The organism is Saccharicrinis aurantiacus (genome assembly GCF_001660705.2).
Taxonomy (GTDB): Bacteria; Bacteroidota; Bacteroidia; order Bacteroidales; family Marinilabiliaceae; genus Saccharicrinis; species Saccharicrinis aurantiacus.
On sequence record NZ_LYBV02000020.1, the window covers coordinates 124,549 to 151,091 of the forward strand.

16 protein-coding genes and 1 tRNA gene are annotated in these 26,543 nt (G+C 34.1%); 10 read left to right on the plus strand and 7 right to left on the minus strand.

All coding sequences use genetic code 11. The features are described 5' to 3' along the window. Positions 1-52: 52 nt before the first annotated feature. Genes A8B35_RS07840 through A8B35_RS07850 form a run of 3 tightly spaced genes read left to right on the plus strand, consistent with a single transcriptional unit; the run spans position 53 to position 6,784 of the window. Complete coding sequence (locus A8B35_RS07840; RefSeq protein ID WP_068472146.1) at positions 53-3,172, plus strand: SusC/RagA family TonB-linked outer membrane protein; 3,120 nt, start codon at positions 53-55, stop codon at positions 3,170-3,172. A 33-nt stretch (positions 3,173-3,205) separates the two neighbouring features. Continuing rightward, the gene (locus A8B35_RS07845) at positions 3,206-5,044 is read left to right on the plus strand and encodes a RagB/SusD family nutrient uptake outer membrane protein (protein WP_068472148.1); all 1,839 of its coding nucleotides are present in this window, start codon (positions 3,206-3,208) and stop codon (positions 5,042-5,044) included. A 42-nt stretch (positions 5,045-5,086) separates the two neighbouring features. Continuing rightward, complete coding sequence (locus tag A8B35_RS07850) at positions 5,087-6,784, plus strand: hypothetical protein (RefSeq protein WP_068472150.1); 1,698 nt, start codon at positions 5,087-5,089, stop codon at positions 6,782-6,784. Between the two features lie 1,325 nt (positions 6,785-8,109). On the opposite strand, the gene A8B35_RS23865 is transcribed toward A8B35_RS07850, so the two are convergent. The 3 genes from A8B35_RS23865 to A8B35_RS07865 are packed head-to-tail and all read right to left on the minus strand — an operon-like array spanning position 8,110 to position 9,968. Next, a complete protein-coding gene (locus A8B35_RS23865; RefSeq protein ID WP_068472154.1) occupies positions 8,110-8,565 on the minus strand; it encodes a MerC domain-containing protein in 456 nt (151 codons plus the stop codon). Further along, positions 8,562-9,548 carry a CobW family GTP-binding protein gene (locus tag A8B35_RS07860; protein WP_068472156.1) on the minus strand — a complete coding sequence of 329 codons (987 nt, stop codon included), beginning with the start codon at positions 9,546-9,548 and terminating at the stop codon, positions 8,562-8,564. The genes A8B35_RS23865 and A8B35_RS07860 overlap by 4 nt, the downstream gene beginning before the upstream one ends. 12 nt (positions 9,549-9,560) lie before the next feature. Next, positions 9,561-9,968 (minus strand): Fur family transcriptional regulator, encoded by a 408-nt coding sequence (locus tag A8B35_RS07865; RefSeq protein WP_068472158.1) that lies wholly within the window; start codon positions 9,966-9,968, stop codon positions 9,561-9,563. Between the two features lie 369 nt (positions 9,969-10,337). Between A8B35_RS07865 and A8B35_RS07870 the strand changes: the two genes are divergently transcribed. Then, positions 10,338-13,649, plus strand: a complete 3,312-nt coding sequence (locus A8B35_RS07870; RefSeq protein WP_222844117.1) for a TonB-dependent receptor — start codon at positions 10,338-10,340, stop codon at positions 13,647-13,649. 152 nt (positions 13,650-13,801) lie between these two features. Here A8B35_RS07870 and A8B35_RS07875 read toward each other — a convergent pair whose 3' ends face one another. The 3 genes from A8B35_RS07875 to A8B35_RS23275 form a co-directional block, all read right to left on the minus strand. Then, positions 13,802-15,853, minus strand: coding sequence for a glycosyl hydrolase (locus tag A8B35_RS07875; RefSeq protein WP_068472162.1), 2,052 nt, complete (start codon positions 15,851-15,853; stop codon positions 13,802-13,804). Positions 15,854-15,984: 131 nt separating this feature from the next. Beyond that, positions 15,985-17,955, minus strand: coding sequence for a sialate O-acetylesterase (locus A8B35_RS07880; protein ID WP_068472164.1), 1,971 nt, complete (start codon positions 17,953-17,955; stop codon positions 15,985-15,987). A gap of 801 nt (positions 17,956-18,756) precedes the next feature. Next, positions 18,757-18,840: transfer RNA gene (locus tag A8B35_RS23275), tRNA-Ala, on the minus strand. 102 nt (positions 18,841-18,942) lie between these two features. Here A8B35_RS23275 and A8B35_RS07885 point away from each other — a divergent pair. The 6 genes from A8B35_RS07885 to A8B35_RS07910 all read left to right on the plus strand — a co-directional run bounded on the left by A8B35_RS07885 (position 18,943) and on the right by A8B35_RS07910 (position 24,323). Continuing rightward, positions 18,943-20,193 carry a tyrosine-type recombinase/integrase gene (locus A8B35_RS07885; protein WP_068472166.1) on the plus strand — a complete coding sequence of 417 codons (1,251 nt, stop codon included), beginning with the start codon at positions 18,943-18,945 and terminating at the stop codon, positions 20,191-20,193. Next, positions 20,186-20,965: a hypothetical protein gene (locus A8B35_RS07890; RefSeq protein WP_068472169.1), complete on the plus strand. Its 780-nt coding sequence runs from the start codon at positions 20,186-20,188 to the stop codon at positions 20,963-20,965. The genes A8B35_RS07885 and A8B35_RS07890 overlap by 8 nt, the downstream gene beginning before the upstream one ends. Positions 20,966-21,071: 106 nt before the next feature. Continuing rightward, on the plus strand, positions 21,072-21,473 hold the full coding sequence (locus A8B35_RS07895; protein WP_083634365.1) for a helix-turn-helix domain-containing protein: 402 nt from the start codon (positions 21,072-21,074) through the stop codon (positions 21,471-21,473). Beyond that, positions 21,463-22,509, plus strand: a complete 1,047-nt coding sequence (locus A8B35_RS07900; protein WP_068472171.1) for an AAA family ATPase — start codon at positions 21,463-21,465, stop codon at positions 22,507-22,509. The genes A8B35_RS07895 and A8B35_RS07900 overlap by 11 nt, the downstream gene beginning before the upstream one ends. Before the next feature lie 61 nt (positions 22,510-22,570). Beyond that, complete coding sequence (locus A8B35_RS07905) at positions 22,571-23,596, plus strand: DUF6371 domain-containing protein (RefSeq protein ID WP_068472173.1); 1,026 nt, start codon at positions 22,571-22,573, stop codon at positions 23,594-23,596. Between the two features lie 10 nt (positions 23,597-23,606). Beyond that, on the plus strand, positions 23,607-24,323 hold the full coding sequence (locus tag A8B35_RS07910) for a hypothetical protein (protein ID WP_068472176.1): 717 nt from the start codon (positions 23,607-23,609) through the stop codon (positions 24,321-24,323). Between the two features lie 617 nt (positions 24,324-24,940). On the opposite strand, the gene A8B35_RS07915 is transcribed toward A8B35_RS07910, so the two are convergent. Next, on the minus strand, positions 24,941-26,458 hold the full coding sequence (locus tag A8B35_RS07915; RefSeq protein WP_075602648.1) for a helix-turn-helix transcriptional regulator: 1,518 nt from the start codon (positions 26,456-26,458) through the stop codon (positions 24,941-24,943). Positions 26,459-26,543 lie beyond the last annotated feature (85 nt).

Sequence of the window (26,543 nt, forward strand, 5' to 3'; positions counted from 1 at the left end):
ATAGTGAAAATTGATCGACCCTAAATAATATTTCAAAATTAATCTACGTAAAATGAAAAACAAAATGAAACCAGTAAATGCTTTAATAAGGTGGCATATAGTAATATTAATACTATTATTTTCCACATTTGAAGTATTTGCTCAGAAATTAAATGTAAGCGGAACTATAACAGATGCTGAGGATGGAATGCCAATTCCTGGAGTTAGTGTTGTAATAAAAGGTACTAGCATGGGAACCATTACAGATATGGACGGCAAGTACTCTATTAAAGCAGAAAAAGGTAATATACTTATTCTACGTTTTATAGGTATGCATTCTACCGAATTTGAGGTAACAAGTATAGAGCATAATGTAATATTAGAGAAGGATCTTGTTAATCTAGAAGAAGTGGTAGCTATAGGTTATGGCATACAAAAGAAAAAGGAAACCACCGGAGCTGTAGTTCAAATTAAAAATGAAGAGTTAGCTAAAACTACTACCTCTGATATTGGTACGGCACTGCAAGGACAAATAGCGGGAGTTAGTGTTACTTCTAGTACTGGGCAGCCTGGAGCAGAAGCTAATATATTAATACGTGGTTTTTCATCTATTACGGATGGAAATAATCAACCCCTGTATGTTGTTGATGGAATTCCGTTTGACGGAGATCCAAAACTATCTATTAGTGAAATTGAAACTATGGATATACTTAAGGATGCAGCTTCAGCTTCTATTTATGGTACAAGAGGGGCAAATGGGGTTATTCTTATTACAACTAAACAGGGTAAAAAAGGTTTAATGACCATTTCTGTTAATAGTGAATACGGAGTACAACATATAACGTCACAAGATGCTATTAATGTAATGACTCCAGAGGAGGAAGTTTATGTGCAGTTAATTCAATCTGAACAAAATACACCTGATAAAGAATTGGTTCAGCTTACTAGTTTAATTTCAAATAATAAGTCGCAATTTACTAATAATTTTGATATTAGTGATGTTATCCAAAACGATTGGGCTGCCATTCAAAACCATAGTATTAATATATCTGGCGGTAAAGAAGATTTGACTTATAGCTATTCAGCCAATTATTTTGGGCAGGATGGAGTGTTAACAGGGTCAAAATATAATAGATTTAATACTCGTATAAATACAGTTTTCACAAAAGGAAATTGGAAAATAAATACAAATATTGGTTTTAGACGCGATGAGCAAGATTACTCGCCAAGTAATTTACTAACTTATATATACCGATATCATTCATACCAACCTGAAATCAATTTAAATTCAACTTCATTGGAAGATGCAGGAGGTGACGATGGAGATGTTGAACGTTTAGGAAGTATTGCTAAAAATATTATGAAAACTGATGAGCGTATTGGTAATAATCATTTCGGTAATATAAGCGCACAATTAAAAATATCAAAAGCATTAAGCCTTACCATACGTGGTGGTGCCAACTTTACTGACAATACAAGGGTTCAAATCACTCCCGACTTTACAACCTATAACACCAACGGGGATATAGTTCCTTCTACTCCCGTTTCTTCTAATAAAACTATTAGTGATACCTATCATAAGTATACAGGGGAAACTATCCTTAGTTATAGAAAGAAATTTAATAACAAGCATAATATAAACGTTGTACTAGCTGCATCGGCTGAAGAAACAGGTTTTTCTTACTTCTCTGCAAAAAAAGAAGAACAGTCTAGTGATAATATCTATGTGCTAGATAATTATACAGGGAATGCTATTGCCGAGTCTGGACAGAGAGACTATACACAAACCTTAATTGGTAGTTTAGGAAGAGCACAATATAACTATATGGGAAAATACATGCTAAGCGCAAGTATCCGTCGCGATGGCTCGTCTCAGTTTAGTAGTAATAATCGTTGGGGGTGGTTCCCTTCAGCTTCTTTAGGTTGGAATATCTCAGATGAGGCATTTTGGAAGCCCGTAAAAAAAGTAATTAACATGTTTAAAGTTAGAGCAAGTTATGGCGAAACTGGGAATGACCGTTTTACAAAATATACGAATACTGCCGTTGTTGAATCTATGCAGGACTATGTTTTTGGTTCAGGTGATAATCAAAACCTAGCATTAGGTAACGCACAATTACAGTATGCTAATGAGGATGTGAAATGGGAAACCTCAATAGAAAGGAATATAGGTATAGATCTAAATTTCTTTAGAAATAAGCTGCAACTAACAACGGATATTTATCAGAGCGATAAGAGAGATCTGTTATTCCCAGTAGTAATGCCTCCTACTACTGGCGTTAGTGGTAACTATCGTGATGTTACCATGAATGTAGGAAATATGCGAAATAAAGGTATTGAGGCTATGTTGAGCTATAGACACAAGAGCAAACGTAACTTTGGCTGGAACACTAGCGTCACCTACACCAAGAACATAAACGAAGTTACCCAAACAAGTGAAAATAATTCCTTTATTTATATGGATAATAGCTGGTATTCCAACAGGGTTAATACAAACCATTTGGTATCAGTAATTACTGAAGGTTATGAAGCCGGTGCTTTCTTTGTTTATGAAACAGATGGAGTTATACAGAATGAAGCTCAGTTAGAAGAGTATAAATCCCAGTTGGACCCATTAGAGAATCCTCAGCTAGGGGAAATGAGGTATATCGACCAAAACAAAGATGGTTTTATAGATGAACAGGATAAAACATATGTAGGAAGTGGATTACCTGATTTTGAGATAGGTTTTAATTTAGGAATGGATTTTAAAGGATTCGATTTCTCTATGCAGTGGTTTGGTTCATGGGGTGCAAAAATTATGAATGGGGGTAAAGCATATGCTTATCAATCATTAACCCATAAAGATTTGGTATATGCATGGAGTCCGCAAAATCAGAATACAACAGTACCAAGAAACTTAGGTGCTCAAACAGAAAGTTATATGCCAAATTCTGATTACTACATGGAAGATGGGGATTATATCAGATTAAGGAATGTTACTTTAGGTTACACCTTACCCAGAAGTGTTGTAGGTAATTTAAAGATTTCGAACCTTAGGGTTTATGTTGCTCTTCAGAATCCATTGACCATTACTGATTATACAGGATTTGATCCTGAAATTGGAGGAAATGGATTAAGTCAGCGAGGCTTAGATAGGGGTAATTACCCTGTCACATCTCAGATTAGAGGAGGAGTTCAATTGAAGTTTTAAGTATTAATTACACATTGACACAAAGTTAAGAAAATGAAAAAAATATTGAATATAAAAATATGGACATTGTTGGTGTTAGTTCTTTCGTTAAGTGCTTGTATTGATGACTTTTTAGAACAAGAAAATCCCAATGCGCCAACGGCAGAATCATACTGGGAAACAGTTGCCGATTTAGATAATGGGTTAAATGCAGTTTATAATTCATTCAAAAATATAGAGTGTTATATGTTGCTCGAAGAGCACAGTAGGAGTGATATGTCATATCCACAAAATGTACGTCCGTTAACAAAGGATTATCCTGAGTACTTTCAAACATTTAATAACTCTACCACATTTGTTACAAAAAAATGGGCTGCATTATATAATGGGGTATTTAGAGCAAATCAGGTTATTGATGCTTACGAAAAAATGGAGGCTGATTTAAGTGAACAAAATGCAGAAAGAGCTTTACAGATCATTGCTCAGGTGCGTGCTTTAAGGGGGTGGTTTTATTTCTCCTTGCACAATACCTACAATAATGGTTCTATTGTGCTGCACACTACAACTCCAAAAACAGAGGCAGATTATCAAAAATCGTTATCCACATCGGAAGAGGTTATTGATTTTTATCGTGCGGACTTATTATATGGCTTAGAGAACCTGCCTGAAGAACCTTGGGATGATACGAATAAAGGTCGTATTACCCAAGGAGCATGTGAAGCAATATTAGGGAAAAGTTATTTATATGCTGGCGATTTTACAAAAGCAGCAGAGTACTTCAAAAATGTATTTAGCAATTACACTTATGCACTTACCGAAGATATAGGTAGTAATTTTACTACTCGTAATGAGTTTAATGAGGAGTCTATATTAGAAGTTTCTTACACTGTTGATTATAAATATGAGTATACAGGTAGTGAGGGAATGTGGAATAACTACAATATGAGATATGGTGTTGGAGGTTACGGTTCTGGTTGGCCAGCTTCTTGGTTAAATATTCTTTACCGAAATGACCCTGTTGACCTAGCAGCACCTAAAAATACGGTAGATGATAATGGAGAGATTAGATATAGGAAGTTTAGTTTACGCACATCTTATTCTGTAGCATTACCAGAGGATAATGTGCCAGATATTGGCACTTATTATGGTGTTGAGAGAACTGCAGAAATAACTACAGGTGGTTTTGGAGAGGCTAGACCCTTATATCTTCGTAAACATACGAATTGGGAAATCACTAATGAAAGTGAAAGATTCTTAACCTCTGATGGTACAGTTTATGGCAGGTCTGGCACCAACTTTCGTTTAATCCGATTGGCCGATGTATACTTAATGTATGCAGAATGTATGATTGAAGAAGGTGACTTAGAGGAGGCTTTAAACTATATTAATAAAGTGAGGGAGCGATCTTATGTACAATTGTTAGGCTTATCAAGTAATGGTGAATTTAACGATAGTGAGCATACTTACGATGAAGTGGCAGAATGGCATACAGATGCTCATAAATTGAGAGAGCACCTAAGGCATGTAGAACGTCCACTTGAGCTTAGTTTCGAAGGAAATGCAATTAGAGTAATTGACCTTCGTAGATGGGGTGTAACCAAAGAGCGCTTCGTTGATCTAGCAGCAAGAAGGTATAATACTGCTAATTTGGAGGCAAATACTAATGGCACACACGGTAAAAAATATCAATGCATAATAACAGAGTATGTTGAAGGTTGTGAAGATCCAGATCATCCGAATTATCAAGAGAATATAAAAACATACAAGTCAGGGGCAATGAATGATTGTCAGGAAGCAGCTATAAATTATAATGAAACGTTACATGCTTATCTACCAATTCCGTTAACTGAACTTCAATCAAATTTACAATTATCTGATGTACAGTCTGAGTAATAGATCAAATGGTTAATTGATAGAATAAAAAAATAAAGGAACATGAAGAGTATATATTATATATTAGGATTATTATTTTCTATCGCGATTTTTGTGGGCTGCGATGATTATGAGTACGAGCCAATTAGTGAATTCTCAGATGCTGTATTTTATACTTCCTACGGGTCTACGCTCTCAAAGGCTGCTGGAGTAGGCGAATGGGAAAGTTTTATGGATGTATCGCAAGGAGCTATTTATCATACATGGTCTATCGATTCTGGGAATTATTTCTTGGAGGGTACTATTTCAAACAAAGAAACCGATTTAGAGCAATATATTGTTAATCCTGGAGGTACACAGTCAGACGAAAAAACGATAAATATTTATTTTCAGAAAGGCGATACTTTAACCAAAATTAGATTATTTAATGTTTATGAGGATTCGGTTGGGTTTAGAGATGTGCTTCGCGATGAAAATGGATTAGCTATTTGGGATGGTGATTATGTACCAGCAGTACATGCAGCAGAATACCAAGAAACAGGTCAATGGGCAGGAAAATGGGTTTTTGATTATAATATTGTGATAGATGTATATGATACCATTGTTACAGATATGGTTGTGCGACAAGATGGTGTTGTAATTGACCATACTGTTGCTGATACAATTGATATTATGGTAGGTGATGTATTGCAATTTCAGGATCTAAGCGCTGAAATTGAAAATACATCAAGACCCGACAGCCGTACTTGGCAAATTAGAACCATTCCTGAGAACCCGGAAGATGATTATGATGTTTCCACATCAAGTACGCAAGAAATAGCCGATATTACTTTTAAGATGTTGGGAGACTTTAATATGGCACTAATCTCAAAAAGAGCTTCATCAGACAAAATTCCGGGAGATTCTGAAGAGTATATTATGCCTTTAATAATAAGAGTTAATCAATCTGATCAACCATTTGTTCAACAAGGCACAATTCGTGAACAAGAGGATGGAACATTAATGGTACCATTTAATGCTGTATTTGCCGCTGACTTTAATTCCTCGGATAAAGATCATTTTACGATTTATGTAGAGGGCTATGATCCTATTTCTATAACGAGTATAAGTATCCCAGAAGATAAATTGGATTACCTACAATTGACTTTAGCTTCTAAGCTTTATCCAGAAGATGTGGCTACTTTGGAGTATACAGGAACTGAGGAAACATCGAGTTTAATCTCTCAAGATTTAAGACCGCTTCAACCATTTTTGACCAATATTAAATTATATGATCCTAATTTGTTGGATTACGATGCTGCTGGATTTGAGGATGCTTTAGGTGATGTTTGGATTGAAAAAGTTCAGGGAACAGGCACTTCTGTTGAGTATTCAACAAATCATCCTGCTTCAGGAAACTCTTGTTTAAAGATGCAATGTACCGATAGTGAAACAGATAAAGGACCACGTGTCAGAAGTAATGCAAATGTTTTATTTAACTTGGATAAAGATGTTACTTATACTGTGCGGTTAAAAAGATATGTAACTAATATAACAGAAGGTGGAACAATTGCTGCTAAGGAAAAAATCTGGTTCGGAAGTACACAGCTATCTTTTAGTAATTCATTTGCTGATTTTGCATATAATGAATGGGTTGAATTCGAATTTGAATTTGTTCCGGAAGAAGATATGGTGGGTGCCTACTGGGATATACAAATAAACCCAGGTCTATCTGAAGTGTATTACGATGATTTATATGTTGCAGTAAAAACCGAAAGATAGTTAGTTTTATAATCATCATATAGATTAAAAAAGGAGATATTAGGTGAACTTTAACTTGGGTGCTTGCAACTTACTTTAATGTGTTTTTCATAGAGACGCGTTAATTTTCTTTCAACATTATGTATTATTTAGTAAACAGCAAGTTGTTATTGTTTGCAACCGGAAAGTAGTTTTTACTTTCCGGCTAATATTTTCTTTTTCATGAGTTATAGTCTCTTTCTAATAAAAAAAGTGGCCTGAATTGTAGTCAAGAAATAACTAATGTTTATTTCTATCAACCTCAATTTTTTAGTAACTTAAATTGATTATAGAACATACGCCAATGAAGTATTTTATTGATGATATTGTTTAAGGTCTGTTATTTATATAACAGCAATACCTACTTTACAAACTAAAAAAAGGAGATATTAGGTGAACTTTAACTTGGGTGCTTGCCAATTTACTTTAATGTGTTTTTCATAGAGACGCGTTAATTTTCTTTCAACATTATGTATTATTTTAGTAAATAGCAAGTTGTTATTGTTTGCAACCGGAAAGTAGTTTTTTACTTTCCGGCTAATATTTTCTTTTTACACGAGTTATGAATTATAATCTTTTTCTAATAAAAAGAGTGGCCTGATTTGTAGTCAAGAAATAACTAATGTTTATTTCTATAAACCTTGATTTCTGCAACCTAAATTGATTATAGAACAAACGCCAATGAAGTATCTTATTGACGATATTGTTTTAAGGTCTATTATCTATATAATCAGCTTCAATTTGATTAATTTAGGAGTGATTCTTTCGCCATTAGTTAAAACTATTGATGCAATATACCACCATAGTTAAATTGGTTAAATCAATTTGATGGTGTTGTCTATTATTAGAGGTACTGGTCTCCTTAAAAATCAGTTTAGCGGCAATATAAGATATTTGTACCTACTCAATTTTATTAGTGAATGCTTTTATATTTTAACGGATTTTTACCTGGGTTAAGATAAATATTGATATCCTTACTTGTTGTCAAATAGCCATTCTTCTCCTTTGGAATTGTCGTGCACATAAAAAAAGAAGTATAGTTTATTGTAATAACTAGTATTTGAAAAAACATAGGTAAAAATATCAATGGTTGTTTCATCAAAGAGATCAGCCTTTTGGTTGTGCAAAGTAGGTGTGGATATCTTGTAAATTCTGTATCCAAATTAAATTATCAAGCCCAAGGGTATTCTGCATGTAATATTAAGTTAATTGCCATAATGTATTTATATTTTTTGCTCCGACTGAGTTCCTTCAAAACAGGTGTATTGGTTTTATTCATTTAATGTAATTGATAAAAGGACAAACTATTAACTAACGGTTTTCTTATTTAATAAGGTGTAATTTGTATTCTGTTTTTTGATACTACAACAATTATTAGAACACTTTGAGCACTTTCGGTTATAAAAATGTAAGCCAGCCAGTAAGCTAGCTGCTATATACAAAGGAAATTTAGCTACATCAAAAAATATTAGGTGTTCATTAATTATTAGTAAGCTTATCAAGCCCAATAACATATAAAGAGAGATGCTAATCCAATTTTTAGAAGAGCTCTTTGCTGAAAAATAGACCGCCATAAAAGATATAGCCAAAAAGATAAAATCAACCACCTTCCACCATGTTGGAGCAGTGGCACAGCAGCTCGAAGTGCATGCTTGGGCAATAAATATAAATGGTGTTGTTATGCAATGTATTAAACATAGAGTTGAACTTGCTATGCCAATAGAATCAGCCGATATGATTGTTTTAATGGATCTATTAATCATAGCTCAGCACTGCTTAATAATGAGTATAGGTTTTCTTTTATTTCCGTTTCATTTAAATTGGTTCCTATAAAAACAAGGATACTTTCTTTTACTTCATCGCTATTCCATAAACTGCCTTGTGTTATCTGATAATCATTGCCAACAGATTGAATAATTAGTTTATGTTTCATGTCATCAATACACAAAATGCCTTTTACTCTGAGGATTGATAGAGGATTGAGAAACATAAAATTATCAAACCACATGGATATCCTTTCCATGTTAAAATATCCAGGAATTTTATAGGATAGGGTTTGTACTGTGTGAGAATGGTTCTGTGTTTCTTTTATCAAGCTAAGTTTACTAAAATCAGAAATTGAATCTTCAAGCTTATTCACCTTAAACATTTCACAATTAAGAATTTTAGTTGCATCAACTTTGCCATGTGTTGTTTTTTCAATTTTTGCAAAAGGGTTTATTTCAGATACTTTTTGTACTATCTCACCTACTCCCTCTTCAGGTATTAAATCACACTTGTTTATGATGAGAAGATCAGATTGGGCAACTTGCTGATTTACTTCATGAAACTCGCCAACTCGGTTTAAAAACGATTTTGCATCAATCATGCAAAGTACACTATCAAGACTAAAATATTTTTGAGCACGCACTCCTGTAAACATGTTTACAATTTGTGCAGGATCTGCTACACCAGTAGCCTCAATTAAAATATAATCGTAGTTTGTTTTAGATATTATGATGCTATTAAGCAAAGTACCCAATTCCGTGTTTAAAGAGCAACAAATACATCCACTTGTTAGCTCATAAACCGAACTTTGGTCTTTGTTTTTTATTAAACTACTGTCAATGTTAATGTTACCAACTTCGTTTTCAATAATAAGAAAGTTTGTGTTTTCTGAAGTTTTCAGAATTTGGTTTAGTAGCGTTGTTTTTCCTGCCCCTAAAAAGCCTGTAATTATAGTAACAGGTATTGGTTTTTTATTCATGATAGTGACTTGTTAGTTCTTTTGAGCACAATGGTTGCACTTTCCTTTTACTATTAGTTCAATTTCGTTGGCTGTACAGCCCTTGGGTAATGTAGGTTGCGGTATTTCAATTGTATCAAGGCAAAGAACTATCTCGCAGGTATTACAAAAAAAATGGGCATGCTCTTTTTTTCTGGTAACAGAATTATCGAGCTCGTATTTTGCTAATTGATTATCAACTACAATTTTATGTAGTATTTTATGTTCCTCCAGTGTTTTAAAAGATCTGTAAAATGTGGTTCTATCGTAATTCTCTGTTAATCGTTCACGTATTTCTGTATCAGATAATGCCTCATTCGCATTAATAATTACATCAATAATCCCTTCTCGACAACTGGTTCTTTTTAGCTTATGTTTGTTTAAAATGACATTAGACTCCATAAAATACAATGTTGATTAAAGTGCAACAATGTTGCAAGTATAGTGTAAATGCAACATTGTTGCAAATTATATAGCAGCTATTTATCAATAAGAGTCGTTTTTGATTTTTTAACATTATGTCAATAACAGATCTGAAAGCGATGTAGATTCAGCGATTGATGTATGTGTTAAAATCATATTTTAGTACTTCACCATAAGTCACTTACTAATAATAGTTGAAATTATTATTATGTTGATGTAACTTGTTCGTAAAACTCAACATAATATCCATAGGTTTAATATTCTATTGATATTGTGATAAATAAGGGAGCGATACTCCTGTTGTATTTTTGCACCACATTGTAATTTAAACTACTAATTGATATACTAATGATGAAAAACTTAATTAGACATGGATTATCCTTTGTACTCTTGTTTTGCATGGGATCTTTATTTGCGCAAATTACAACCTCAGGACTTTCGGGTAGAGTGTACTCAGGGGCTGAACCTTTAACCGGAGCTACAGTTCTGGCTATTCATGAGCCATCGGGTACTCGTTATGCTACAATTTCAAACTCAGCCGGGCTTTTTGATATTCAGGGGATGCGTTCCGGTGGGCCTTACCGAGTTGAATTTTCTTTTATCGGATATAATAAAGAGGTGCATACTGAGGTAAATTTATCGCTTGGTGAAACCTATCAAATTAATGCCGATTTAAATGAAGGTGTTGATATGGAAGAGGTGGTTGTAACAGCTAGTGCATCGGCTTTTAATGCTGAAAAAACAGGTGCATCAACAAGCATTTCAGGTAGCCAAATGAAGAGTATGCCAACCATAAACCGAAGCGTTTCGGATATGGCTCGTATGTCTCCATATGCAACCGGAATGAGTATCGCTGGTGGCGATGGTAGATCAACGAACTTTACTTTAGATGGGGCAAACTTCAACAACAACTTTGGTCTCTCATCTTCTCTTCCTGGAGGAGGTAACCCAATTTCGCTTGATGCTATTGAAGAAATTCAGGTGGTTGTAACACCTTATGATGTGCGTCAAACTAATTTTATTGGAGGAGGTATAAACGCCATTACAAAATCAGGTACAAATACCTTTAAGGGAACAGCTTATGCCTATTATACAGATGAGAGCATGCGTGGGAATAAGTTTGGTGATTACGATTTTGGCGAGCGCCCAGATTATTCGCGTACAATCATTGGAGCAACCTTAGGCGGACCAATAGTTAAGGATAAACTTTTCTTTTTTGCGAGTGCAGAAACTGTGAAAGAACCGGGACAAGTGGTAAACTGGAGAGCCTCTGAGAATGGGATTAGTGATGGAGCTACAACTTCACGTGCTAGTGTGGGTGATATGCAAAAAGTAAGCGATCATCTTAAGACAAAGTATGGATATAACACAGGATCATTTACTGATTTTCCTGGAGATGAATCCAATATTAAATTATTGGCCCGAATAGATTGGAATATTAACGATAACCATAAGTTCAACTTCCGTTACAATTATACAAAAAATCAAGGATGGAACCCTACCAATGGTAATTCTAATAACGCAGGTACGCGTAACAGAGATATGGATCGTATTTCTCAGTACAGTATGGCTTTCTCAAATTCAATCTATTCCATAGATAATATTATCAATTCATTATCAACGGAGTTAAATAGTAAGTTTAGCGATAAATTGCACAATAAATTAATTGTTACTTATACTGATGTTGAGGATATGCGAGGGTCTAACTCTAGCCCATTTCCATTTATTGATATCATGCACGAAGACGCTTATAATGCAGGTAATGATGAACCATACATTTCAGCAGGATACGAACTCTTTACATGGAATAATGGTGTAAATAATGAAGTGTTCAATATTACCGATAACGTAACTTATTATGCCGATAAGCATAAATTTACAGCAGGTGCTAGTTACGAGTATCAGATGGCCAACAATGCCTATATGCGAAATGGTACTGGTTATTACCGCTACAAGAGTTTAGATGATTTCTTAAATGATGCTACTCCTGTTGATTTTGCCTTGACCTATGGTTATGGTGGCGAGAAAAATCCTGCTGCTGAGGTGGCATTTAATCAGATTGGCGCATATGTACAGGATGAATTTAATGTTAATGACAATTTAAAATTAACTGTTGGTGTTAGAGCTGATTACTTATGGTATAAAGATGACTTAATTCGAAATAATGCCATTTACGATTTAGACTTTGGTGGTCGTAAAATAGATACCGGTATGTGGCCCGATGGTAATGTACTTTGGTCGCCACGTGTTGGTTTTACTTGGGATGTTAGAGGTGATAAAACTTTTAAAGTACGTGGCGGAACTGGTATCTTTACAGGTCGTTTACCTTTGGTGTTTTTCACAAATATGCCTACAAGTAGTGGAATGGTTCAGGGTAGTTTTCAGGCAAATACCACTTATGATAATGGTGATACACGCTATCCTAATCAAGAGGGTAGTAACTGGGCTGCACTTTCTGAAGTGTTTGGCAATGGTATGATTACTAATGTTGATGATATGATCGATAAACTTGCCAACGCAGGATATATTAAAAAAGATATTACTCCTGAGGATGGTGCTTTACCAGGCGATATATCAGCTATAGACCCTAACTTTAAAATGCCTCAGGTTTGGAAATCATCACTTGCAGTGGATTACACTTTGCCAACTTCATTTCCTTTTACCGCTACAGTTGAAGGTATCTATACCAAAACTATCAATGGTGTAATGCTAAAGAATTGGGATTTAGAAGAAATCGATGATTCTTGGGAAAGATTTCAAGGCCCAGATAATAGATATATTTATCCGTCTGATATAAGCCATACCGGTACAGATGCTTTTGTACTTTCAAATACAAGTGAGGGGTGGGGTGCTATCGGTAATATTACTTTAAATGCAATGCCTGTAAAGAACCTAAACCTAATGGCGGCCTATACGCATACTATGAATAAAGAAGTTTCAGGTATGCCAGGCAGTAGTGCATTCTCTGCTTATAACGGAATTGTTAGTGTAAACGGTCCTCATGCTTCCGAACTTCAGCGCTCACAATATATGGTTCCTGATAAATTGATTGCCTCGGCTTCATACAGGTTGCAATATGCGGGTAATAAATTAGCGACTACCTTTAGTTTATTTTATTCTGGTTTTTCTCCAGAGGGCTTTAGTTATACCTATGCTAATGATATGAATGGTAATGGATTTAGCAACGACTTAATTTATATTCCAAGTCAAAAAGGCGAAATTAAATTTGTTTCGTCGGCAGATGAAGACGCATTCTTTAAATTTGTAGAGCAAGATAAGTATTTAAGCAAGCACAAAGGAGAATATGCCGAGGCTTATGCTGCACAAGCACCTTGGGTACATAATTTCGATTTACGAATTCTTCAGGATTTTAACCTTAATGTAGCTAACAGAACGCACACTTTACAATTATCAGTTGATGTATTGAATATTGGGAACTTATTAAACAGTGAGTGGGGAACCTATAAAAACCATACTTCGGCTAATAATGGTAATGTTTTAAGATACGAAGGTTTAGATCAGCAAAATAATCCAACCTTTTCAATGCCAATGATTGAAGATACTGATGGTAACGATGTTTATCCAACAGAATCGTTTGCCAATAACTACGATTTCACTCAGCTTTGGAGTTTACAAATAGGATTGAGATATATCTTTTAATTCCAGATTATGATATTAGAGCTATTGTCTATTTGGAGTAGCTAACAATTTTGGTAAAACAGAATAATTAAATGGGATGCAATAGGACTTTGAGTCACTATTGCATCCTTTTTTTTATTTAGTCTAACGAAGATTATTGTATGAATAATTAACTATTGCTTAACTACTTTCTGAGTTATTTTTTCGCCATTAGTTAAAGATATTGTTGCAATATATATCCCCACAGGTAAATTGGTTAAATCAATTTGATAGAATTCATTATTAGAGGTGCTGATCTCCTTAATAATAAGTTTTCCGCCAATATCAGATATTTGTACCGACTCAATTTTATGTGTGGACGCTATAATGTTTAACTGGTTTTTAAATGGGTTAGGATAAATATTGATACCCTCAATTGTTGTAAAAGAGGTATTTGTTGGGGTTGTGTTAACTTCAATTTCAGCATAAGCATTTCCTGTAGCATCAGGTAGAGATTGTATCTTTGCGATATAGTCTGTGCCAGATTCAATATTAATATCACCATAAGTTCCTTGATAAGTATATGAGCCTATCCCAGCATCAATGGTTTCAATAAACTGATCGTTAACCTCGGAATCTTTGGTATTGATAAATATGTTTGTGCCTCCTGTTGCATTGGTATCTTCATCCCATGTAATGGTAAAACTATTGCTATTTTGTGCTACTACTTTTACATTACTTGGAGCAATTACATTTGTTGATTTCTTAAACATAGTGATGTTGTCAAATAGCCATTCTTCGCCCCCTGAATTGTCGTGCACATTAAAAAATAAGGCTAGCTTATTATAATGAGCATTCGTAGCTTCTGGTTCTGTTAATTCAGAAAAGTGGAGTTCAATAATTTGCCAGTCGCTACTCATAGAAGGAGTTACCTGTGTTTGTATTGAGCTGTAATTACCTGAAGTATCCTCTAATTTGCATAGTATCTCAGTTGCAGATGGTGCTAAAACCATCATTTGAATATGATCGAGATCAGTATAATTAATAGATTCGTTAAAAGTTAGAGAGGCGCAATTGCTCCACGCTAAATTTGATGGAGTGATGTATTTTCCAACATTTTGTGAGGTGTTAATACCCTGTTGTCTTGGATTTGTAATTACGGATGCAGTTCCATTCCAAGCATCTAGTTGATAAGGAATATCTTCAAAGTTTACCAATACGAGTTCTTCGTTAGGCGATTGGTAAGAATCCCAACCGGGCATATCTTCAAGAGTAATTACCTCATCGTAGTTGTAAACGGTTTCTATATCGTTAATTGAGTTAGTTGGATTGCCATTTACATCGATATATAAACCGTAAGCCCAGGTCATAAAAAAGGACATTTTGGCTTGAGTACTGATCACGTTCTTTTTTGGTAAGTAAAAGCATTCTCCAAAGGCAACTGGTTTGTCATTTGCTTCCTGAACCAATGCGTTGTAATAACTGGTATTAGAAAAACCATCGGCATAAATATCAATGGTAGCCACATCAAAGAAATCAGCCCCTGGGTTGTGTTGTGCAAAGTTGGTATGGATATCTTGTACATTCCATATCCAAATTAAATTATCAAGCCCAAGGGTATTTTGCATGTAGTTGTAAGTTAATTGCCATAATGCATTTGTATTGGCTGCTCCGCCTGAGTTCCACCAAAATAAACTTTGGTTTTGTTCATGAAAGGGTCGCCAAAAAACTTCAACGCCCTTCTCTTTTAAATACTCAAGATGAGGAAGTGCAATGCTATTGATTCGTTGTTTCCAAATGGTATTTAATGTTCCTCCATCTGTTAACAGATCGGTCCATTCAGAAGTGGTAAGTGAACTCATTATGCCGCCATCCCATTGGCATGGTTCTGACTGGTTTGGAGGACATGCATGCCACATCATATTAATAATAGCCCCATTGTTCCACTGTTTTTCAGCTTCGTAGGTGACATCCCAACGCAAATTTGAATTGCCATGGAATAATAAGTCGCATCCGTATAATGCGGGATATTTACCCGTTATTGAATGTACTTCTTCAGTCCAGTAGCTGGCATCAGTACTACTACCCTGATAGTTTTTTTGATCGTTGTGCTGACCTGATACGATCTTCCCATCAGGCACGCTATATAGGTAGTTTAAGGATTTGAAATTGGTTTGGGCCTCTACAATAATAGGTGTAAAAAGGCATAAGGCCATTAAAATGGCACGGTGTAAATTTGTTTTCATAAGCTAAAAGGAAGTGAATAAAGGGTAATACCAAAAACATCATTCAATAATGCATTCGGTATAAGAGAAATTATGGTGCCTGATTGGAAAGAAGCAATAGCTATTCAGGCACCATAAAATATAATCAACTGTTACTTTGCAATAATCATTCTGCGCGAAGCACTTGTATTGCCACTTTTTAGAGTGTAAAAATATACACCTGCGGGTAAAGAGCTTGTGTTAAAATTAACAGAGTGCTTTCCTGCTTCTAATGTTTGATTTACTAGAGTAGCCATTTCAATGCCATGTACATTAAAAACTTTTAAAGTTGTGTTGGCTAGCTCACTTAAACTAAATGTAATATTTGTATGATTAGTTGCTGGGTTAGGGTAGTTCTGATTTAAAGTAAAACCGGCTTCAACTTGCTCTATTTTAGTAGGAGCATTGTTTAAAATATCAATCATAGTATCTGCATATCTTTTGCCCAATTCTCGTGCACCTGCCGAATCAAAATGGATATTGTCGTCTTGTATAGAGCAACCTTTTGAAGAAATCACATGAGCTGTTGAGATTGTTGAAGGTAATTGGTCAATAGTGGCATTCATATCTCCTAAATCACCACCGTCATCATTATGTCCTACCTGACCAGCTAGGAGCGGCACCATATCCGCATCTAAAGATAAGTCACTTAATATATTTTCATATACAGTTTTTACGTATCCTGGCCAATTTACTTCATCACCAGCCCAATAATTCGATTCTCCTTGATGTAATAAAATTCCTTTTATAACACCACTCTTTTTTGCTTCAGTAGCTAGGGCAATCAGCTTTTGATAAGGATTGCCGCCATAGTACATATCAACTTTATCCTGAAAATCGGCACTAATATGATCTTGATATAAATCTTTATCGAATAAACGAATATCAGAACCTCCAACTGCCACATGTACTAATCCCACGGAGATACTTTCATCAAGGCTTGCAATCATTGTTTTACCAAAGTTATCTGCTACGGATAATTGAGTGTAGCATTGGCAGAGTGGAGGAAGTGCATCGTACCACTTATTATTGGTTCGGTTTAGATTATTACAGTCCATTGCCTGGTAAATTTTAAACCTACTATCAGCCACTTTATCCGAACTTTCTATTGGTGCTGAGCCCTCCATGTTTGATTGGCCTATGCATAGGTAAATATGAAAATTAGGATCAAATGCAATATCCTGTCCTGATTGATCATCCATATTTATTGTTGCATTGGCATAGGCTGAGTTATCAGCATCGGGCAACGATTGAATAGTTACGCTGTAAACGCCACTTCCATCTACAGTAACTCCATTTTGGTCACCTTCATAAATATAACTTGTTTCGTCAACAGCTAATGTAGTAACATAAGTAAAGCCATTTCCATCACCAATCTTCTCAATAAATACATTGGTTCCTCCCGTTGCATTGGCATCATTTTCCCATTCTAAAGTAAATCCGTTGGCAGTAATATTTGAGAAGTTTAAATTAGCAGGTGCATTGGGTTCTGGATCTGGAATAACTTGGTTTTTAGATAAGTTATACCACATTTTTTTTGACATATGTGCCAACTCTTCATAGCTGTAATCCGTCTCATCCCAATTAAAATTCTCAGATAAATATTCTAGCGCTGTACTTAGTGCTATAAAATCAGCACTTTCTCCAGCTTCAATATCTAACGCAAAGTCAGTGTTGCCTGCAGTAATGGTAACTACATTTCCTACTTGTATCCATGTACCAGTTCCAGTGGGCACTCTTCTGTAACGGTAATTAAAGTCCCACGATTTGGTAGCATCTGCAAAATCAGCATAAGCCCCATCTATACCAGCATTATTCTCATAGGTTCCGTAAAGGTTACCATCGCCATTGGTACCCGTTGTGGTAAATGTTATAGTATTATCTAGTTCAGCGTTAGCATTGGCTAAGTAGTTTGTTAATAGTTCAGTTTTTTCCCAACCCCACGTTTCCCATGAAAAGAGGTCGCTGTAAATGCCCATATCTTTAATGTGCCAAGTTCCTTCAATGCTAATGTTTTCGGCCTTAATGAAGCAGCTCGAAATAGAGAGTATACCTAATAATGTTAAAAGAGTAAATTTTTTCATATAAATGTAATTTAGATTATACAGAGTTTATCTTTTTAGGTCTTTATTCCTGATGAAATAGAGAACTGAAAATAATGCTACAAACCTAATGATGAAAAAATGTATTTATTTGTTAATTACCATTGAAGTGTGATACTTTAATGAATTTTAGGTTTAATTATTAATCTATCTGTGCATAAATATCTCGTAATTATGCGTTTTGAGGATTTTAAATAATTGGTGTTATAATGAATTTTAATGTACTTATATCGGATTTGAGTAGAATATTACCAACTGTTTTAATTTCCTAATTATTACAATAACACCAATTTTATTAATAGAAGTTAATTACTAAGAGAGTGATATTTTTTGGCACAGGCTTTGCAATATTCCTATACGAAGAGCAAGAGAGTTTTTCATAGATTAGGTTAGGGTTTAGGTTATAAATTGGAATGTCTCTAAGGCATTCCAATTTTATAGAAATCCGCACAAAACAGACATAAGAAGTTTTTTTTCATAGATTAGGGTTTAGGTTAAAAGAAAGGGATTCAACAACGGTTGAAATCCCTTTTTTTATGTGCAAAAATTTAATTGTCTATTCTTTATGCTGTGAAGTTATTTTAAAGGATATCAACTGTATTTCCTTTGCAGTTTGTTCGATTAAGATTGAACGAACATCGAAGAAAATGTCTAGAAACTTTAATTGAACCTTAATGTTTTTGAGGAAGAAAATTCTCTAGAATTAGTTCCGTAAGGCTTAGTTGTAGGTATATAAATAAAAAACGCCCACGGTGGAAGCCCGCAGACGCTTAGTTTTCAACGTGGAGAATACCGGAGTCGAACCGGTGACCTTTTGACTGCCAGTCAAATCATATTGCTTTGTGGTATTTTGTGCTATTCTGCAATAGTACTTATTACTAATACTTTACGTATTTGGTTGTTTGCGCAGATTTGCGATATTTATCTATTTTTTGTAATCTTGTATGCAAATAGTATGCAAATTTTGATATGGCAAATGTAAATAGAGATTACCAAATATCCATTTATCTTGACACTCGTAGAGCAAAGAAAAATGGGAAATACCCTGTAAAGTTAAGGGTGTTTACTGCACATCCTCGTAAACAAAAACTGTATCCAACTAAATTTGAATTTACTGAAGATGAATTTGACCTTATTTGGAATGTGGATAAACCGAGAGGTGAAAAAAAAGATACAAAGTTGCTTTTAAAAGGATTAGAAACTACCACTTATAAATTGGCAGATTCAATGGATGAATTTACTTTTGAGGACTTCGAGTTATTAATATCCCCCAATAAGGTTCAGGAGAAACGCACTGTTAATGAATACTACAAGGCTGCAATTGATAATTATAAGCACAACAATAAACTAACCACTGCCACTGGCTATGAATATAGTTTAAAATCACTTATTCAATTCTCCAGTACAGACATTCTGCACTTCAAAACAATAACTGTGCAATGGTTAAAAGACTATCAATTCCATATGGAATCGTTAGGACGAAGCCGAACATCTATTGGCATGTATCTGCGCAACCTTAAGGCCATCTTTAATAGTGCCATTTCAGGTGGAGTTGTAAAACAGGAGATTTATCCGTTTGGAAAAGGGAAATATCAAATACCAACTTCAAAAAAGGTAAAGACAGCTCTTTCGGAAGGAGAACTGAAAGTATTAATGCAGGGAAAGTCAAAAACAGGAGAGCAAGAAAAAGCTAAAGCGTTTTGGTTTTTCTCCTATGCATGTAATGGCATGAATGTTAAGGATATTGCTAATATTAAATACAAAGATTTTATTGACGAAGAAACTTTCTATTATTACCGAAATAAAATTAAAGACACTGATGTAGAACACAAACCAATTATAATTTACCTTAATCCTTTCACTAAGGAGGTCATTAAAAAATATGGCAATAAGAAAATTAACAACGAAACATACTTATTCCCAATATTATCCCAAGGCTTCAGTCAAGCGGAGACGGACAGGGCGGTTAATAATTTCAACCGTTTTATTAGTCAACACATGAAAAAATATGCGCAAAGTCTTGAATTAGAAATTAAAATTAATAGTAAAATTGCCAGATACTCTTTTGCAACAAACCTCATTAGGAAAGGTGCTGGAATGGAGCTTGCGCAAGAATCACTTGGACATACCGATATTAAAACGACAAAGGCATATTTTGCTGGTTTTGCCGATGACCAGAAAAGAGATATAGCTAATAAAATGATGGATTTTAATGACTGATACAGAGACTAAAATAAAAAAGCTTGATGAAATAATTAATGAATTGAATGAAATATATCAGGGGTGGGTAGAAATCTTTCCTTTCGAACTAGATATGTTTAAACACTTAAAGGAAAAGTATAAAAACGACCTTCCTATCATAAAAAACAATGAAGTATTGTATTACAAAGATTTGAACGAGTTTCATATCAACTTTTATTCTCCCAAAACCTTTTTTAGGTATTTGTCACAGCTAACTATGTCAATTCTAGGAAGCATTAATACTTTATCATTATATGAGGATGGTAAAATCGATAACATTGAGAAATACAAGTTGGAGATTATACTTAACAATCGAAAAACTGAGATTAGAGCGCAGGTGAGCAGAACCAGATACCAAAAACATGAATACATCGATTATTTGTTAGAGTGGTTTGAGAAAGAAGAAATCTTTATTGATAAGATTGCTCCGTTTTTTAAACAAACCAAAGAAGCTCATGAAATAAAAAAAATACCTACAAAATGGTACGCCTTATTACACATATTTAAAATCAATGCAGGTTTTGAAATAGCTTTCCCTTTAAATGAGAATGACCAGTTTGATTATAAATTCATAAAGCAATTCGCAGAAGACAAATACCCAGTTAAAAATGGACAGGGTTTCTATAGAGCATTTAAGGAGTTTTATGGTGTAAGTGAAAAAGTTATTAATAATTCATTTGGTTCTGATTATAAAGAAAAACTAATTGAATTGACAGAAGACAAGGATCTAATAAGATACATTAAATCATAAAAGCTTAACTAGCTCATTATCTGCATGTAAAAAATCATGTATTTACACAGCACAATACACAGTGCAAACCAACCATAAGTTTGTTTCGAATTTTAAAAACAGACTTATGGATAATTCCACTTTACAACAAAAAGAAACAAACGAAACCGTTAATCAAGCTACCAATGTTTTTATCAATAACATTGCTCAAGCTATTGCCAATCAAGTAGCGAACCAGCTTGCCAACCAAGTAACTCCATTATTAAACACTGAAAAGTGCGAACCTCAAGACAAGCTTTTAAATATTGACGAAGCTTGCGAAGTACTCCATTTAGAAAAGCCAACTGTCTACTCAAAAGTCAGTCGGGGCGAATTGCCGCATACGAAGAAAGGTAAACGTCTTTATTTTTCACGAGAAGCACTTCTTGAATATATCCACTCAGGCAGGGTTAAGACAAATGATGAGTTGGCAGAAAGCGCACTGGACTATTTGAGTATCAGGAAGGGAGGTGCTTCGGATGGAAGATAACAACTCAATATCCTTTGATGCTATAAAGAAAGATGCATTAAAACAATCACAGCTAGTTGAGGATGCAGAAGCAGTTCAGGGGTTATTTATTGTAAAATCTGCCAATAAGTGGATTGATGAAGCCAAGAACAGGCCAATACCTAAAATGCTTTTTTCTGAATTTTGGCACGAAAGTGAATTGTGCATACTGTTTGCCGACACTAACTTAGGGAAAAGCATTTTAGCAGTTCAGATTGCCAATAGTATTTCAAAAGGCATACCTATTAGAGGTTTTAAACTGGAAGCTTTACAACAAAAAGTCTTATACTTTGATTTTGAGCTATCAGACAAGCAGTTTGAAGTAAGGTATTCGGATAATTATACAAACCATTATCGATTTAACGAACGCTTTCAGAGAGTGGAGATAAATACAGATGCGGAATTACCGGATAATATATCGTTTGAGAACTTTTTAAACGAATCACTGGAGAAAGCCATATTAAAAATAGAGGCACGTATTTTAATCATTGACAATATTACTTTTTTGGGCAATGACAATGAAAAAGCAAAGGATGCCTTACCGCTTATGAAGCACTTAAAAGCTCTTAAGAAAAAATACGACCTATCCATTTTAGTTTTAGCGCATACACCCAAAAGAGATTCTTCGAAACCAATTACCGTTAATGACATCCAAGGAAGTAAAATGCTATCAAATTTTACCGATAGTAGCTTTGCCATTGGCTTAAGCCATAAGGACAAAAGCTTGCGCTACATAAAACAGATAAAACAGCGCAATTCTGAGCAAGTTTACGATGCAGAAAATATAATTGTCTGCGAAATAGATAAGCAAACGAATTTCCTTGAGTTTCACTTTGTTGATTTTGGTTCTGAAATAGAACACCTTAAACAGGTTGATAAGTCAGAGAGAGCAGAGCTAGAACAAAACATATTTCAACTTAAAAAGGGAAACACAGGCTTAAGTAATCGGAAAATTGCGGAGCAACTTGGCACTAATGCTATGCAAGTTGGAAGAGTATTAAAAAGGCATAACCTGTAACAAGTGTAACAGATGTAACAATGTTAAACCCGTTACACTTGTTACACCACATCTTTCTATTATGAACTTCGAAATAGAGAAATATAACCAATATAACCTTCCTGAAGGTAGAAGATACAGCACTTGTCCTTTATGTTCTGAACATCGTAAGAAAAGTAAGGAAAAATGCATGATGCTAGACTGGAAAACAGGACTAGGAACATGCCAGCACTGCGACGAAGTAATTCAGCTTCATACATATAAAAATAAAAGAACAGACTCTGAAAGTAACCGTTTAAAGCACAAGCGCTCTACCAAGAAAATTGAGAAAGCAATCTCATTCATAAGTCCTAAAACAGTCAAAGATTCAATGCAGTGTTATGACATAAATAATTTCGTAACATTTCTCAATAGGCTTTTCAGTCATGAAACGACCTTAACATTAATTGAAAGGTATTGCATAGGTACTTCAAAGAAATGGCCGGGAGCAACAGTGTTTTGGCTAAAAGACCTCGAAAACCGAGCAAGAACTGGCAAGGTCATGCTATATAATCCAACAACTGGTAAACGAGTCAAAGAAGAAAGAAAAAGCTATTTCACTTGGGTACATTCTGCGCTTAACCTTACAAACTTCAACTACAAACAGTGTCTTTTCGGAGAACATTTGTTAAAATCTCATAAGAATAAACCAATTGCACTTGTTGAGAGTGAAAAGACTGCTATCATAGCAAGTGCCTACCTCCCTAAATTCACATGGTTAGCTACCAGTGGAATGCAAAACTTTAGCGCAGAAAAGTGTAAAGTACTCAAAGGTAAAACCATTGTTCTTTACCCAGATTTAAATGCAGTTGAAGATTGGACTATCAAAGCTGCCGAAATAGAGAAATCCATTAACGTAAAGTTTTTAGTATCTGACTTACTGCAAAAACATGCCAGTGAAGAAGAAATTACAAAAGGGTTAGACCTTGCTGATTTTCTCGTTCGCCACAAGTGGCAAGAAGAAACAGAGCCAATATCAGAAGAGCAAAAACGATTAAGTGCTTTAACTGCTAAAAATCCTAACCTTTCTCTTCTCATCAAAAAATTAGATTTAGTAATAATCGATTAAATATTTAAACATGAATAATAAAACATGCCTTAATTGCGGAGAATCATTCACTCCTAAACGTTCCGATGCAGTATGCTGTTCCGACAAGTGCCGTGCTGCATATAATTACAAGAAGAAACAGCGCAAAAACAACAAAATGGATTTGCACCAAATGGATAATATTGCGCAACAACTGGAAAATGATGTTGTTATTGAAGGAGTATTAGACACACAGTATCTTATTGCAAAATGCAATGAATGTGAAACTAAGCTGGAAGCTATTAATGCCCAAATAGAACAGTTGGAAGCCGATAAAAGTAAGCTTTCTGCGCAAATATTAGTTATTGAAGGAGAACTTTTATCAATTGAAAGTGGTGACAAAGCCAAATTGATGAAACTTATGAGCTTATCGGACTTAGTTCTTTATAACAATTATATTAATAGTGCATATTTGACAGAAAAGAAAAAAGGAAACGAATTTGCTTATAACCGTTTAAAATCAGAGCTTGACATAGCGAATAAGTTTAATCCAACGCTACGAGTAGAGATTGATGATTACCGGAATCGAATTAAGGATGTCATTCAAAAACACGACTTAGAAATTGCTAATAAACAACTTCTTATAACAACCTTTCAGAACCAAATTGAGGATATCTGCGCAAAAATTAAAGAGTTACAAAATCAATTGCGCTTTTACGAAGCACGAGTATTAAAATATGAAGCCTTGTTATTATCCGTTTATTTATAAACGGATAATTTCAACACTTATTTGTCGTTTACTCAATAGTCGAAAATGTGTATTATACTACTTAAATTATCCACAATGACACTATTGACATTCAGACTACCCTTTCAAAACATTAATGAAAAGCGCATTTTGTGTACTCAAAGGGAAATAAATGCGCAAGAACAGCATCTTCGAAAATCAAAATCATTTATCTGCAGGACTTTCTAATTTTACATCCCAAGCCACTCTTGCTAGTCATTGTTTAGTGCGGTTTAAAGTCGATAATACAAATTCATCCTTTGGCAATTCATCATATACCAAGGTCTTAAAATCTCCTTTATATAAAGGCTTTAGTTGTTTCCATGTTTCATCAAGTTTCTCAAATATCATAGAATCTTTTGGGTGATGCGTTAGCCATGCATTATTGTTTTTTTAAGGCTTGCTGCATCATCATTAGTAACTTTCAGAAGCATTTCATTAAACTCAGGAGTATCTAGAAACATAAAATATTTATTTTACTCTATTGCAATAAGAATCAATGTTATTATCAGTTAACTGATAGCGGATAATTTCAAGGTCAGTGTACATTTATAATATAAACAAAAAGCGCATTTTTATTAGAAATGTTAGTGGATTTATTAGTCTACTTGGACAGTATCTTTAAAATAAATTTGTAAATCTGTTCCTTTTTCTAACCCTAGTTTATTTCTAATTCTTCTTTTAGTTTTTCGTATACTATCAATATTTATATTTCGAATTTGTGCTATTACATCATCAGAAATCCCCATTGTAAACATAACGGAATAGCGTATGTCATTGTCTGTTAGTTGGGTAAAATTCATTTTAAATAGCTTTATAGTATCACAGTATGCTTCATCAAAATGTCTATTAGCATCTATCATTTTAATATCATTAATATTCTTATAAAGCAATTTTTTTTCTCCAAGTCCAATTAATAAATTTTGTAGAGCAGTTTTACTCTCTACTTCCTTTATTAGTTTCAATTTATTTTTTGTTTTTAACCAAAAAGAGACAGTGATTATTATAATTAACAAAAGTGATGAAATGATCAATGTTATGCAATTATTTCGTTTAAGTTCATTGTTTTCAGTAATAAATAGCGATATATCTGAGGATATTTCTAATAGTCTAGATTGATATTCTTGTTCTTTTTTGTGAAATTTTTTGTAGTAATGGTGAGTTAAGGATAGATTTTTAAATGCATTTTTATAATTATGGGTTAAAGAATCAATTTTATATAAAAAGTTATATGAATAGTATTTGCTGTTTATTTGGTTTACACTATCACTTATAACAATAGATTTATTGAGGTATTTTTTTGCATTATTATAATCTCTTTGTAAATAAAATATAGAGCCTTTAATTTGATATAAAGAAGGTATTAAAGATGTTCCTGAAAGTTGATTTGTGGATAGTAATATAGCTTTGTCTATATAGTATTGTGCAGTATCAAGTTTAGAACTGTTTTTATATTTAATGACTAAACTTTTATACACACTTGCAGCATTAGTATTTAAATTAACTGATTCGTATTTTTTAGCAATATCTACTAAACCAATATATTGATCATATTTCTCGGCACTAAAAATATGATCAATGTAATCTGCATAAAGTGAATATTCAATTAGATTCATTGACTTAAGTAAAGTAGTGCCTTTTATTAATTGATCTCCTATGGTTTGTTTTAAATACATTCTACAGCGTACAATTCCCAAATACGCAAGTCCTAATTCTCTTTTATTTCCAGGTAAATGTAGGTTTATAACTGTAATATAATTTGACTTGGCCTGTTCCCAATAACCAGTTTTTTCAGCTATCCAACCTAATATTAATTGCGTTTTAGCCTGATACAAAATATTATTCTCCTTTGTGAAGAATATTGATGCTTTTTCTAGATAGAGCAAGGCTCTATCTATATCAGATTTCTTATAATACAGAATGCTCTTAAGAAAATTAACTTTGGCAGTATTTGTTGGATCTTCAGTTTCCCTTTTTTGGTTAACGTATTCATTAAGCTTTATTTCTCCCTTTTCAGGATAGAAATAGAGGAGGTGCTCAATATGAGTTATTTCAGTGTCAAATTTCCCATTGCTATAGCCAGGGAAAGATATAAACGTTTGAATTATAAACAACATAAGTATTCTTAGGTCGAACCATCTCGTTTTGCCTGTAGTTTTTTGTCTAATTTGAGTAAATAAGAGTTTAAAAAGTAATATCAAC